Origin of the sequence: Streptomyces sp. NBC_00154 (assembly GCF_026342835.1) — a bacterium.
GTDB lineage: Bacteria > Actinomycetota > Actinomycetes > Streptomycetales > Streptomycetaceae > Streptomyces.
Genome location: NZ_JAPEMI010000002.1, coordinates 1,726,631 through 1,740,090 on the forward strand (window position 1 = coordinate 1,726,631; position 13,460 = coordinate 1,740,090).

At 66.8% G+C, this 13,460-nt stretch carries 9 protein-coding genes and 1 pseudogene; 3 read left to right on the forward strand and 7 right to left on the reverse strand.

Annotated features, from left to right (window positions below; genetic code table 11):
• Positions 1-508 precede the first annotated feature (508 nt).
• The 3 genes from OHA03_RS44620 to OHA03_RS44630 all read right to left on the reverse strand — a co-directional run bounded on the left by OHA03_RS44620 (position 509) and on the right by OHA03_RS44630 (position 5,364).
• Entirely contained in the window at positions 509-2,656 is a 2,148-nt protein-coding gene (locus OHA03_RS44620) for a SpoIIE family protein phosphatase (protein ID WP_323181397.1), read from the reverse strand.
• A gap of 1,016 nt (positions 2,657-3,672) precedes the next feature.
• A complete protein-coding gene (locus tag OHA03_RS44625) occupies positions 3,673-4,260 on the reverse strand; it encodes a hypothetical protein (RefSeq protein ID WP_267009593.1) in 588 nt (195 codons plus the stop codon).
• A 711-nt stretch (positions 4,261-4,971) separates the two neighbouring features.
• Positions 4,972-5,364, reverse strand: coding sequence for a hypothetical protein (locus tag OHA03_RS44630; RefSeq protein ID WP_267009594.1), 393 nt, complete (start codon positions 5,362-5,364; stop codon positions 4,972-4,974).
• An 898-nt stretch (positions 5,365-6,262) separates the two neighbouring features.
• On the opposite strand from OHA03_RS44630, the pseudogene OHA03_RS44635 reads away from it, so the two are divergent.
• Both OHA03_RS44635 and OHA03_RS44640 read left to right on the forward strand, forming a co-directional pair.
• Positions 6,263-6,439, forward strand: a pseudogene (locus OHA03_RS44635) (transposase); the annotation flags it as partial.
• A 174-nt stretch (positions 6,440-6,613) separates the two neighbouring features.
• A protein-coding gene (locus OHA03_RS44640) for an IS3 family transposase (protein ID WP_267007271.1) occupies positions 6,614-7,866 on the forward strand; the annotation gives its coding sequence in 2 pieces (ribosomal slippage) (positions 6,614-6,896 and positions 6,896-7,866; 1,254 coding nt in all).
• A gap of 28 nt (positions 7,867-7,894) precedes the next feature.
• On the opposite strand, the gene OHA03_RS44645 is transcribed toward OHA03_RS44640, so the two are convergent.
• Positions 7,895-8,317, reverse strand: coding sequence for a hypothetical protein (locus OHA03_RS44645; RefSeq protein ID WP_267001345.1), 423 nt, complete (start codon positions 8,315-8,317; stop codon positions 7,895-7,897).
• Positions 8,314-10,464, reverse strand: coding sequence for an integrase (locus OHA03_RS44650; RefSeq protein WP_267009595.1), 2,151 nt, complete (start codon positions 10,462-10,464; stop codon positions 8,314-8,316). Before OHA03_RS44650 ends, OHA03_RS44645 begins: the two co-directional genes overlap by 4 nt.
• Before the next feature lie 278 nt (positions 10,465-10,742).
• Between OHA03_RS44650 and OHA03_RS44655 the strand changes: the two genes are divergently transcribed.
• The gene (locus OHA03_RS44655; protein WP_267007702.1) at positions 10,743-11,117 is read left to right on the forward strand and encodes a hypothetical protein; all 375 of its coding nucleotides are present in this window, start codon (positions 10,743-10,745) and stop codon (positions 11,115-11,117) included.
• A 33-nt stretch (positions 11,118-11,150) separates the two neighbouring features.
• Here OHA03_RS44655 and istB read toward each other — a convergent pair whose 3' ends face one another.
• Together istB and istA are read right to left on the reverse strand one after the other, a co-directional pair.
• Positions 11,151-11,921, reverse strand: coding sequence for an IS21-like element helper ATPase IstB (istB, locus tag OHA03_RS44660; RefSeq protein WP_267007701.1), 771 nt, complete (start codon positions 11,919-11,921; stop codon positions 11,151-11,153).
• The gene (istA, locus tag OHA03_RS44665; protein ID WP_267007700.1) at positions 11,918-13,336 is read right to left on the reverse strand and encodes an IS21 family transposase; all 1,419 of its coding nucleotides are present in this window, start codon (positions 13,334-13,336) and stop codon (positions 11,918-11,920) included. The genes istB and istA overlap by 4 nt, the downstream gene beginning before the upstream one ends.
• Positions 13,337-13,460 lie beyond the last annotated feature (124 nt).

Consider the following 13,460-nt stretch of genomic DNA (forward strand, 5'->3'; position numbering starts at 1 on the left):
GAGGAAACCGCAAAGTCGCCCCCAGACACCCCGTCAAATGATGAAGACCGCAGACTCTCACTCACGGCCAGCGTGAGTACGCCCCACACCCCTCACGCCAGCCCCTCCGACCAGCACGTTCGAAGTTGGCGAAGGTTCCCTGCTGTACAGCAGGGATTGTGCAGCAACTTCAGCAGCCGAACATGTTCAGCAACCACCCTGTAGGGACTTTCTGCGACCGCTATGACCGTTGCTGACCGATCCACATAGAGCCACGGATCAGAAACATCCCCGCATGTTGCAGCCCGGTGGCGAAGACACCCCTCGTGAGTCGCGGGCGCCGGAGGTGTCTTCCTTCTCTCAGGAACGCGCACCACGTCGCACCACCTCCGCACCATCTGCGGAGGAGAACCACGGTCAGCAGCGGCAAACCCCACCGTGACGCGAAGCGGACAGGGCGCTATCGATGACCTCGACATCCACCCGTCCATGCGGCTGCGCATCACGCACGGCCTGGGCGGATCACCGTTTATTGGACGGACCCGGCTGTCGGCTCAGAGTGAGGGGAAGCCGGAGTGGGGAGAGTCTGTTCGCTCCAGACTGTCTTGCCTTCGGTGGTGTAGCGGGTGCCCCATCTTTGGGCGAGTTGAGCGACGATGAACAGGCCGCGTCCGCCTTCGTCGACTGTGCGGGCGTGGCGCAGGTGAGGGGAGATAGCACTGTCGTCGTGGACTTCGCAGGTGAGGGTGCGGTCTTTGATGAGGCGTAGTTGCATGGGCGGGGCGCCGTGGCGGATCGCGTTGGTGACGAGTTCGCTGACGATCAGTTCGGCTGCGTAGGCGCTGTCTTCGTCCACGTTCCAGTCTGCGAGTGTCCGGCGGGTGTGTCGGCGGGCGATGGCTGCTGCTGTGGGGTCGTGGTCGAGGAGCCAGGTGGCAAGGGAGTAGGCGGGGAAGGGCCGGGTGCGAGCGAGGAGGAGGACGGCGTCGCCGGGGCGGTCGTTGTTGCGGAGGGTGCGGAGGATGTCGTCGCGCAGGTCCTTGAGAGGTCGGCCGGGATGAGCGAGGACGTCGCGCAGGCGTGCGGGGGCACCGTCGGAATCGGCGGGGGGTGTGGGGAGGATCGCGGAGGTGTAGAGGGCGAGGATGCTGCCGTGGGGGAGGACGGTGGTGGTGGCGGCGAAGGGGGGACCTTCCGCGCTGCCCAGGAGCGGCCCTGGGGTGCTGTCCGGGACCTCGGTGCTCCTGTCGGGGCGGATGATCGAGGGTGGGGTGTGCCCGGCCCGTGCGAAGGTGCACGTGCGGGTGACCGGGTCGTAGACGGCGTAGACGCAGCTCGCCGAGAGCGGTTGGCGGTACAGGGCATCGCCGGGGGGCAGAGCCGCGCGCTCTGCTGCCAGGAAGGCTGCGGTGTCGTTGAGGCGCGCGAGGAGCTCGTCGGGCTGTAGGTCCAGTGCAGCCAAACAGCGGATGACAGTGCGCAGTTGCCCCATGGTGGTGGCGGCTTGGATGCCACTGCCGGCGACCTCTCCGACGACCAGGGCAGTGCGGGCGCCGGACAAGGGAATCGAGTCGAACCAGCCTCCCCCACCGCTGAAGCCGGGCACGTGCAGGTGGGCGGTCTCGACGGTTCTGTGAGAGGCGGGATAGCGGGGCAGCTGGTGGCGCTGGACCGTGGCGGCGATGGTGTACTCGCGGGTGAACCGGCGGGCGTTGTCGATGCACAGGGCGGTGTGGGAGGCCACCTCGACGGCAAGGCCGACATCGTCCTCGTTGTAGGGATCGGACCCGCCGGCCCGGAGAAGGCTCAGTACTCCCAGGGCCGTGCCGCGCAGAGCCAGCGGCGCCACGATGAGTGTGTGCGTTCCGGCTGCGCGGACCGCCCTGGCCCTGGGGGCGTCGAGCCACGGGCTGTCGGGACTCAGAGGCCTGAGGCGGGGGCGGAAGTCGCTCATGGCCTGCGCGTAAGGGGTCAGCAAGTTCAGGCTCCGCACGTCAGCCACCGGATAGCTCGGTACCTGCAGGCCGTCGCGGGCGCGGAAGGCGGCACGCCGCAGAGCCACATCCTCAGCGAGTGGCCCTGTCGGGGACTCCTCGCCGCGTACCACGGCATCCACAATGTCCACCATGGCGAAGTCGGCAAAGCCGGGCACCATGGCCTCCATCAGCTCCTGGCAGGTGGCGATCACATCCAGGGTCTGACCCACACGCTCGCGCACGGCATTCAGCACACGCAGCCGGACACGTGCCTGCTCCTGTTCCGTGACGTCGACCACCGTGGCAGCCAGTCCCAGGACCGCCCCTTGCGGGTCCTGCAGGCGGAACACCGACATCGACCCGGACCTTTCCCGCCCCTGTTCGGCTGCCACCCGCGAGTGGACCAGGTGCTCGCGCACGGGCACACCGCTTTCCAGCACACCACGGAGCATCGCCTCCACCTCGTCGGGCGCGGACAGGCCGGCGTATGCCTCGGCGAAATGCAACCCGACCAGACCTTCGACCGACACACCGCGCATGCCCCGCGCGGCAGCGTTCACCCGCACAACCCGCAGCTCCGTATCCAGGATGTGCAGCCCCACCGGTGACTGGGTGAACAAGGCATCCAAGATCACCCCACCCACCCAGTCTCCCGCGTCCCCACCCGCCGACGTTCGGCGCATCGCGTCCTCGTCCGCCACAAAGATCACCTCCGACACCCAGATTGCCCGGCGCCGCGTGCCGATAGACGGCCACGCCGCGTTGGGTACCCGATCAGCCCCCGGCGCGACTGCGGACCATCACACGGTTGGTGTCCCACGGCGCTTCGCTCCCGCCACCCGCGCTGGTCGAAGCCACTCGTAGGCTTCGACCAGGGATAAGCGAGGTGTCCCAGCTATCCGACTATCCGGGCGTCTGACATCAACGACGGCGAACAGTGGCAGCGCTGAGCGGCCCGGCGTGGCGTTGGCGGACCCGGTCGGACCAGCCGCAAATGGCTGCCCGATCGAACTCCTAAAGCTCTCCTAAAGCGGATGTCATCGCACCACGGATCGCCCTCCCAGGGCCGTTTCGGGGCCGTGGAAGGGCGCTCAACGATGACCAACGCTGACAACTGCCGACAGCTCAGCAGCAGGTCACAGCGTTGATCGATTACGTGACCGTAGGTTGGCAGCCCGGCCTGTCACCTCTTCGGCTTCTGGTAAACGGACGGGCGTTGGCTGCATGGCTATACGGTGCCGACATGGCCTCCCTCCTGAGCGCCGAGGATCACATACCGAACCGGGAGGCCCTGGCTGCCTTTCTGGCGCGCCTTCGCGAGGACCATGCGCAGCACAGCGCGGAGTGGGAGAACCAGACCCTGGACCGCTTCAGGGCTCGTACGTCTACTCAAGCAGGACCTGCCTCCCGAGGGCGACTGGACGCTTCTTGCCAGGGCGCTTAGTGCCGCCCGCATCTATGAGTGACCGCGTGCCTGCTGCGTGCCCGCCCGGGCGGCGCCCATCGGGGAGGAACGGGGAACAGCGGTTCAGCGCCCGCCGGGCCGCAGTTCAGCGAGTTGCCTGGTCAGTGGCCGGCCGCGTACGCGGTCCCCCGAACTGGTGCTCCAGAACCCACGCGCCAGCGCTTACCTGGGCCATAGAGACTCCACCGACCTCGGAGCAACGTCTTGCGCATCTCTAGTACTCCAGCCGCACTTCGTGATCACGTGAGCCGGTCAGCCGGTGCGCACCGCGGTGACTGTGAAGCGTTCGACTTCGGCGATGTGCCCGCCGGTGGACGCGACGACCGTGAGCACCGGGTCGTCGGCGCCGGAGAAGGACACAGACTCTTTCCAGTGCCGGTCGTTGCCGCCTGCCGGGGTGCAGCAGGAGGTGCCCAGAGGTGCCGCAGACGACGGCTGGCGCACCTGTATGCGGATTCTTTCGTCCACTCCGGTGATCCGCCCGCCGGTCAGCAGGGGGGAGCGGACGTTCACCCCGTATCCGGGATTGGTCAGGGAGAACGTCGTGTCGTCGGTGCCCACGACCTCCCACGGGGCGTCCGGGCCGGTGCCGTACCGCACGAGGTGGATGACCGCCGCAGTGCCCGTGGCTCCCGCGGGCCGGCTCGGTCCGACGCCGATGCGGGCGTCCGGACCTCTGACGGTGTGCGCGGTGACGCGGCCGATGTCCCGGAAACCCAGGTAGCCCTGGGTGAAAGACAGTGCGGTCTGGTCAGGGTCGAGATGCCAGGGCTGGTGGCCGGTGGAGTGGAAGTCACGCTCCCACGCCCGGGCTTTGGCGAGCGTGGTGAACGGCCACATCGGCTGGAGGCGCCCAGAGCCGAGCGGCGGCGCGCTGCCGGCGGGCGCTGGCGTGGTCGGCGCTTGCGTGCCCGGCGGGGTGATTGCCGAGGGGCCAGACGGGATGGAGGCGGTGACCGACCGCGACGGTGACGATGTGCCCGGTGCGGCGGACGGCGATCCTGACGCGCTCGGGGGCGAGCCGGAACTCCCGCAGGCGGTGAGCACCAGGCCGGTCCCGGCCGTTGCAGCGAAGAGTCGGAGGTGGAGCCGAATGTTCATGGGTGCCCCAGGAAACACGTATCGACCATTGATACCGCTTGTGCGACTATCGTGCCACTAGTCCGGTTCCTGTCATAGTGGTCAGGACCAGCTGCTTTCCAGTGGGCCGCACGATCAGCGTCGCGTCGGAGCGTAGGCCGTCGACCAGCCTGTCCAGCCAGCGACCGGCGGTTCTTGCATTCCATGCGAGAGAGAAGTTCGGTCGCGAACTCTCTTGTCCATGCCTGGGGTTCGCCCCGGGGCGAACCGACCCGCGACTTGGGCCGCCACGTCCCGGAGTGCCGAGCCACCGGTCAGGGTCTGTTCTTCGCCGCCCGACCACCGCCCGATCTTGCAGGATGCAGGCACCTCACCAAGATCACGCAGTGATCGCCCTGGCTCTCGCTCTGCGGAGCGAGAACACGAAGCGCGGCTGGAGTACTAGGGGCAAGAGCGGGGTGCCGCGCCCCGTCAACGTCCGTCTCGTTTCACAGAGGCGATCACAGCGGAAATGACGGCGGTCACAACGAGGCTCCCCACCATGACCATCCCCACGCCGACCATAAAGAGGCCGCTGGAGTCGTCCGACCAGTCGTAATAGGCGGCAGCGGTCAGGCCAACCGTGATGCCGAGCACGGCGCCTGCGATGTAGCGCCGGGATGCCGCCCAGCACACCGGCGCCAGCAGAGTCAGTACCAGCCCGATCACCTGCCACGCTTCGTACGGGCCGGTCGTCGTACCGTCAGGTTGCACGTCACGATGCTGGTCCCAGCCCAGCCAGGCAGCCCACACCGCGAGCGCCACCGCAGCCAGCACGAGGATCGCCAACAGTTGGGGAACGAGTTTCAGTAGTCGCTGTCGCATGCCCCAAGCGTTCCGGCTCACCCCCATAACCAACCAGAGCGTAAGTACTCAGCTCTACCCGAGTACTTCAGCCACGATCGTGATCCACTCCCCGACGTCTCGCCCCTTTCCGTGGTCGCAGTGCAGCAGAGAAGTACAGCAACCCGCCGACCACCAATAGCCCTGGCTGATCCCTACAGCCCGTGTTGCCGGGCCGACAGACCTCAGTGACCGCCGTGCCGATAGTTCGAATCGAGCGGGCAGCCAGGCGGCGGTCGGCCGTATCGTCAGCCCCTGTGTGGTGGCGCCGCGGTGCCAGATCCGTGCCAGATCGAGCAGTCAGTCACGGTAACTTGGGGTGCGAGGCGGTGCAGAGAAGCGCTCACTGGCTCGGTGCTGTTGTGCGGCGGTTGACCTGCCAAGTCTGTCCCGCGGTCGGCGCCAGGCTTGCAAAGTAGATGTCGGCGGTTCGAATCCGTCCGCGCCCACCAGCCAGAACGCCCCGCAGCGAGTCGTTGCTCGGGCGTTCGCGGCAGTAGTTGACGGCAGTTCCTGAGGCGTATCGCGTGGAGGTGGGCTGCGTGAGTAGAGACCTTCTCTACGGGTTCAAGGCTTCTCTCTCCGCTCGTCGCGCGCTCCCCGGCTCACCGACGGTGGGTCAGGCCGCCGAGCGGTGCCATGACCAATCCTCCTTACCTTCTTACTTGGGTTCGTCCTGGTCCTTCGTATGATCGGGAGGCCCAGGGGTTCCGGGTGTGGCTGCCATCCTCATGCCGTTGGTGTGGCTCACTGTGATTGGCCGCCCGGAACCCCGCGACGACTCGGCCGCTCATTGGGATGCGCGAACTGGATCGCTGTGTAAGGACACGTCGGCGAGGTCGTCTGCTGGGACATGTGACGGACGGCGATGGAGGTGGACGTGCCCAGACTGGGGGCCGGTACGGACGCGGGCAAGGCAGAGCATCACTGCACGGTGATCGACGCGGATGCCCGGGTGCTGCTCTCGCGACGCGTGGCGAACAATGAGCCCGAGCTGCTTGAGCTCATCGGCGACGTGCTCGGCCTGGGCCGAGACGTGACCTGGGCGGTCGACCTGTTCCCTGTCAAGTCAGCGTGTTGAGATCTTTGAGGGCCCGGAGGGCCCTGCCGGTTCTGGTCTATTGAGACGGGTTGTGGAGGCCCCCGAGGGCTCAGTCTCGGAACGCGGTTGTTGTGCTGTCTGAACCGCCCCGGTTCGAATAGAGACTCGATTCCATGTAAGGATTGAGTCATGGCACGCCCCTCCTCCTATCCCCTTGAGCTGCGCAAACGAGCGGTCCGCATGGTCGCCGAGGTCCGCGGTGATTACCCGAACGAGTCGGCCGCGCTGAAGACGGTCGCCCAGAAACTCGGCATCGGCTCGGCCGAGACCCTGCGGAACTGGGTCAAGCAGGACGAGATCGACTCCGGTCGGCGGCCCGGCACGACGTCGGAGGAGTCCGCGGCGATGAAGGCCCTGAAGAAGGAGAACGCCGAACTCCGCCGCGCGAACGACATCTTGAAAGCCGCGGCAAGTTTCTTCGCGGCCGAGCTCGACCGGCCACACACACGCTCGTAGCGTTCATCGACGAGCACCGGGCCCGCTTCGGCGGTGTCGAGCCGATCTGCCGCGTGCTCACCGAGCACGATTGCAAGATCGCCCCTTCCACCTACTACGCCCACCACAAGCGGCTGGCCGAGCCGTCCGCGAGGACCGTGCGCGACGCCGGGCTGAAAGAGAAGATCAAGGAGATCTACGCGTCCAACTACCGCGTCTACGGGGCGAGGAAGATCTGGCGCGAGCTGAACCGCCAGGACATCCCGGTGGCCCGCTGCGCGGTCGAGCGGCTGATGCGCGAGCTGAACATCGCCGGCGCGGTGCGCGGCAAGAGGGTCATCACCACGATCCCGGACGAGAAGGCCGAGCGGGCACCGGACCGCGTCGAGCGCGACTTCGTCGCCGAGGCGCCCAACCGCACCTGGGTCGCGGACTTCACCCACGTGGCGACCTGGGCGGGCGTCGTCTACGTCGCCTTCGTCGTGGATACCTTTTCACGTCGCATCGTGGGCTGGTCCGCCTCCACATCGAAGGAGACCCAGCTCGTCCTGGACGCGCTGGAGATGGCACTGTGGCAACGCGACCGCGACCAACACCCGTATACGCACGGCGAGTTGATCCATCACTCCGATGCCGGGTCGCAATACACGAGTTTCCGTCTCGCCGAGCACCTGGATGCCGCCGGTCTCGCGGCGAGCATCGGTTCCGTCGGGGACGCACTGGACAACGCCCTGATGGAATCGACCATCGGTCTCTACAAAACCGAGTTGATCAAGCCGCAACGGCCCTGGAAGACGCTCTCCCAGGTCGAGCTGGCCACCGCCGAATGGGTCGACTGGTACTGCCACCGGCGCCTCCACGGTGAAATAGGCCACGTCCCGCCCGTCGAGTACGAGAACAACTACTACCTCGCGACCACGAAACCCCAGGTCACAACCGCTATCTGAGCTCTCTACCGAACCCGGGGCGGTTCAGTCAGTCGTTTGGGTGAGGTGATTGGCGGTTGCGGAAGGCCAGAACGTTTGACGCAGGCTGCGCGAGTGCCTCGCGAAGTAGTTGGTTCTCCAGTGTGAGCTGATTGACGGTTCGGACGAGGGCGGGAACGTCGGCGCGGAGCTGATCGAGTTCTTCGTTCTTGTTGGCGATCGTTTCCTTGAGTTTCACGATGGTTTTGCGGAGGCGGGCCTCGGCGTCTGGGGTTGCCCCGCGTTCCTTGACCCGTTCGTAGAAGTCGTTCTTGAGATCGAGGTGTCGCTGGGTAAGTGCGTTTCTCGGAACGTCGGCTTCCTGCGCGAGGGCGACGATCGTGAGGGCGCCGTTGGATGTCTGCGGGGTGCCGTCCAGGATGCGGTCCATCGCGGCTCGGATGCGCTCGCGTTCGTCGATGGCGGGGGTCATGCGGCGGCCTCCTGGCGGGTGATGCGAGTGCGGTCGTGTTCGGTGGCGAAGGAGCGGAGCTTGTTGGCGTTCGCGCGCAAGCGGTCGCCGACCGGTTGGGGTGCATGGGCGGCACGAACGTCGAGGGTGTTGGCGCGGAGGCGGAGCTGGGCGGCGTGCTGATCGGTGCGGACGGCGTTCCCGCAGCCTGGAACACACGCGTCGAGTGTGGGGGCGTCCTTGATGCCATCACGGGCGCAGAGGGCCCGATCCTGCTTGTAGAGGCAGAGCAGGAGGGCGTGCGGATTCTCATAGATGACGGCGCCGTCGCGGGCGAGATACTTGCGTGCTTCTTCGTACTTGCGCACGAAGTCCGTCTTGACCTCGCGTCCTTCGAACCGCGGTCCGGTAGCGGCCTCGAGCAGGGCTCGCCGGGCAGCGGGCCCTGAGACGCCGCCGCCTTCTTCGAAGTGCTCGTGGAGCTCGGCAGCCGTCTCTGCGGTCGCCAGGGCGGTCTCCAGGGCTATGACGTTGTGGATGCCGTCGCGGCTGCGTGTGCCGTATCCGCCGGAGACGTCGGTGGTCAACGCCGTGCGCATATGGCCGTACTGAATGGCGAGGGCGACCAGGCCGCCGGGCCGTCGCGCGATATGCCAGGCCAGGGACCTGCGAAACCGCGCAGTGCCGATCGCGCCGTGCGGGTCAGATGCGATGGCCTCGCCCGGCAGCCCTTGGGCGGCGGCCTCCGTATTCGCCCAGTCCACGAATTCCTCGATCCGCGTCCGCAGCGCGCCCGGCTTCAGGGAGCCGGTGCCCTGACGTGCGAAACGCAGGTCGTGGGCGAGGTGGTCGAACAGGAGGCTCCCGGGAGGGACCATGCGTTCCAGCACGCGGATAGCGTTGACAACGGGTGTGATGGCCACCCACGGCACTTCGCGTTCGGCGCCGGCGGATGTGTGGTTGCCCTCCTCGTCGGTGGCGGTCTTCCACTCGTGGCTGTGGATCAGGTGGCGCCCGACTTCACCCCGCTCATCGGGTTGAGGGTCCGGGCAGCACCCGGAGACCATGCCGAGAGCCTCTTCGGGACGCATGCCCGTCAGGTACGAACACACGATGAAGGCGGCCGTGGCCAGGTGCCTCATCAAGGAGGAGGCTTCGTTGAAGTCGAGGACCTCTCGCCAGGGCGCCCCGGCGATCCGTCCTGTCACGGGAACATTCAGCGGGCAGGGCCCTGGGCGCTCGGCAGCTGCTTTCGTCAGACCGTGGCGTTCGTTCAATGTGTCGACCTGCCGGCCGGACGCGCCGGTGATGCCCATGATGTATTGCCGGGCAAGAGCCGGCTTGCCGTGGTGCTCGGTCGAGGGAAGCGCGGCCTGCGACCTGATCAGTGGGCCGAGATAGGCGTCCAGAGCGGCCTTGCTTTCGGCTGTCGCGGTGTTCGTCTTGGCGATGTTGATGAGACGTGTGGCCTCGTCCCAGGCGGCGAGGATGTCGTCGGAGAGGTCGTCAATCATGCGGATCGCCCAGACGAGCAGGGGGCCCATCGTCGCCTCGGCCAGTGGCTCCCTCGAGTTCTCACCGCCGACAACCGTTGCTGCTGGCAGGAAGTCGTCCGCACCGAACTCATCCCATGGTGGGCGCCCGATCCCCGCAGGCCGTGCGCTGAGCTGGTCGAATGCCCACAGGCGCGTCAACCACCCCAGGACTCGCTGGACGTGTGGGCGACCGCTGCCGGAGTCGCGCAGGTGGTGACCGTAGTCCCTGAGGACCTGGCCGTCACAGTCTGCGAGGGTGTGTATGCCTCGAGCTTCCAGCCAGATCGTGAGGAGCATCCACTGCTGCACTGCGTCGCCCATGCCTTCGGGCGAGAGGCGGGATCTCAGACGGACGGCGCGTTCCTTGAGGAAGGTGGGCCGCAGTTCACCATTGATCATCGTCCAGACGGCGAGCCGCATCTCCGCTTCCAATGCGGGCGAACAGTTTCGCCAGCGGATCGCAGCCAGGCTCGTGCTGGGGTTGCTGATCAGCGGCGCCAGCGGCCAGACGGCAGCGTCGTAGCGGGCGTTGAGGTGAGCGTGCTGGGCAACGACGCGGTGCGCGGGGACCACGGGAGTGGTGGGGTTGGGCAGAGGCAGCCGGAAACGGTCCGGTTCTGGGGCCGTGCTCATGCGTTGAGGTCTCCGGTCAGCAAATAGTCGATGAGTTCGCGGTCGGTGGCGGTCACCCGGGCCAGGGCATGGGTCCACCCACCGTCGCCGACGCGGCCTTTGAGGTCCTCCAGGCGTGCTTGCGCATCGCCCCAGTCCCGTTCCCAGACGGGCGGCTGTCGGCGTACGACCTAAGCTCCCCAGTCGCGTACGGACGAACGTCCCCAGCTATGTCGCGGGCAGGCGCACGTCTGGGGATCCTGGTTGAGATCGTTGGACCAGCCGGAGACACTCGCAGGATGAGTCACAGCGCATCGCCTGGGTCGGTTGAACGAGGTTGGGACGGGCCGTGGTTTCGGGTTCGCGCGGACGCCTTCGAGGCATCGTTCCTGCCCAGCTCAGGCGAGGACTTGGACCTGGTGTGCAACGTCGATCTCTTCGTGGACCTCAAGGACGGCTCCCGGTGGAGCGCGACCGTCTTCACGGTCGCAGAGGTCGAACGCTTGATGCAGACCTGGGCAGGAACCGACGAGGCTCTCGGCGGCCGCTACTTCTGGGTCTCGGACGGCCTGATCGTCCGGGATCCCGGCATCGACAACATGACCAAGGTGATCGCCGGACTGATCGAGAACGACGAGTTCTCCGAGATCTTCCAGCGACTCGACGGCGACTGACCAGGTCCCGGCCGAGTGTCACGACGTGGCCGGTCAGGCCACGTCTGTGTCGCGCTCGATGGCCTTGAGCCGGTTCTTGAGCCGGTAGCTTGGTCCGTTGATGGAGAGCACGTCGCAGTGATGCAGGAGCCGGTCGAGAATGGCGGTGGCGAGGACCTCGTCGCCGAACACCTGTCCCCATTCGCTGAAGGTCTTGTTCGAGGTCAGGATGATCGAGCCTTTCTCATACCGTTTTGAGATGACCTGGAAGACGAGATTTGCCTCTCCGCGTTCGAGGATCTCGTAGCCCACCTCGTCGACCACGAGGACGCCCGGCCGCAGGTAGGTGCCGAGCTTGTTGGCCAGACGGCCGGCTGCTTCGGCGGCTTTGAGGTTGCGGACCATGTCGTCGAGGCTGGTGAAGTAGACCGAGTAACCGGCCCGGCAGGCCGCGACCGCCAGAGCGACCGCGATGTGCGTCTTGCCCACCCCCGGCGGGCCCAGGAGAGCGGCGTTCGCCTTGGCCTCGACGAACGAGAGGGTGGCCAGGTCCTTGACCTTGCGCGGGTCGAGGTCGGGCTGGAACGAGAAGTCGTACTCATCAAGCGTCTTGTGGTGCGGCAGCCTGGAAAGCCGCAGGCCCTGGCGGAAGCGACGGTCGTCGCGGACGGCCAGTTCCTCGGAGAGGACGAGGTCGAGGAAGTCGAGGTAGCCCATCTTCGCCTCGTCCGCCCGGCGGGTGAACTCGTTGATGGTTTCCGCGAGGTGGGGCAGGCCGAGCTTGCCGGCCGTGGTGCGGATGCGGTTGCCGGTCAGCTCACTCAAGACGATTCCTTCGTCGCTCGATGGGTGGTGAAGGGACGGGTGCCGGTCAGCTCGTCATAGACCGACAACGGTCGGCGCCCGACCTCGATCCGGGTGGCCGCGGCCCGGTTCAGCAGGGCCTGCAACGGGCCGGTCTCCTCGCCCCGCGGCCGCTCTTGACGAGGCTTGACTGGAATGTCGCCGGTGGTGGTCCGGCGGCCCTTGCCGGTGGGCAGGCCGTCCCAGTGAGACTCGTCGACGACACGTGCACCGCGTCCGATGGCCCGCGGATGTGCCGCCAGCAGCGTGCTGCCATGGGCGTCGGCGAGGGTGGCATGCAGCATGACCTGGGATTTCGTGGCCCGGATCTCGACCAGCTGGCGAGCGCGGACTCGGTGAGCTGGCACGGAGTAGAGGTTGCCGTCGAAGGCGACCAAGCAGTCCTTGCCGACGTGCCGCAGCTGCCGCTCGGCCACCAGATACGGGGTCTGCGGCAGCGGTTTGAGAGCCGCGTGGTCTCTCGCCGCCCGCTCCGCGATGACCTCGCGGTGGGTCTTGTGGATCTGGGCCCGCCGCTGGGGCACCCAGGCGGTGAACGCGGCGTCCATCTCCTCGACGGAGGAGAACGACCGACCGGACAGAACATGGTCGCGGACGATCAGCACTTGTCGCTCGACCCGGCCTTTGCCCTGCGGCCGGTAGGCGGCCAGGACGTCGATGTCGAAGTCGTAGTGGCCGGCGAAGCCGACCGCTTCCGGATGCAGCGGGACCGCCTCGCCAGGAGCGACGTGGCGTCGGACGACCGTCTTGGTCCGGTCGTAGACGATCGTCATCGGTGCCCCGCCGAAGTGCGCGAAGGCCCGGCGGTGGCAGTCGAAGAAGGTCTGCAGGTCCTGGCTGGTGGTGAAGCAGCAGAACGGATCGCGGGAGTACGACAGCGTCATGTGGAAGGAGTAGACCTTCGGGATCCCCATATGGGCGAGGATCTTTCCCTCGTCGCCCCAGTCCACTTGGGCCTGGGCGCCCGGGATCACCTCGAACCGGCGGTGCATCCCCGCCAGTTCTTTGGGCGTGATCCCGAGTTCTTCGGCGATCCTCGGCCGGGCCGTCTGAACGTAGAGCTTGACCCGCTGATAGTTGCCGGTGAAGCCGTACTCCTGGGCCAGCCGCTCGTGGATGACTGCGGCCTTCATCAGGACCTCGGCCCGGAGCATCGAGTCGATCAGCGGCCCGAACTCGTCGATGACCCTTGCCCGCGACCGCCCGCTCGGCGACCGTCGTGGAGGCGTCGCCGGCCCCGGTGCCGAGAGGTACTTGCGGACCGTCTTGCGGTCCAGCCCGGTCTCCCTGGAGATCTCCGACAGGCTCATCGCCCCGGACTCCAACAAGCCCCGAAATCGCCGAAGCTCCAGCCAACGCTGCGGATCCAAGACCACTGCCAGCCTCCTCCGCCGTCCATATCGACCAAGCAGCAGAGTGCCGAGCGGCAGGTCTCACCGCATCAGCAACTGTCCCTTTTCATCCGTACGAGGCTGGGGACGTTCACGTGTACGCCGACAG

What these genes read in the sequence shown, in the direction of transcription:
- OHA03_RS44625 (WP_267009593.1), bottom strand. Translation starts at nt 4,260, where the DNA reads ATGTGGCCGTTCACCACGCTCGCCAAAGCCCGGGCGTGGGAGCGTGAC.
- OHA03_RS44630 (WP_267009594.1), bottom strand. Translation starts at nt 5,364, where the DNA reads ATGCGACAGCGACTACTGAAACTCGTTCCCCAACTGTTGGCGATCCTC.
- OHA03_RS44645 (WP_267001345.1), bottom strand. Translation starts at nt 8,317, where the DNA reads ATGACCCCCGCCATCGACGAACGCGAGCGCATCCGAGCCGCGATGGAC.
- OHA03_RS44650 (WP_267009595.1), bottom strand. Translation starts at nt 10,464, where the DNA reads ATGAGCACGGCCCCAGAACCGGACCGTTTCCGGCTGCCTCTGCCCAAC.
- OHA03_RS44655 (WP_267007702.1), top strand. Translation starts at nt 10,743, where the DNA reads ATGAGTCACAGCGCATCGCCTGGGTCGGTTGAACGAGGTTGGGACGGG.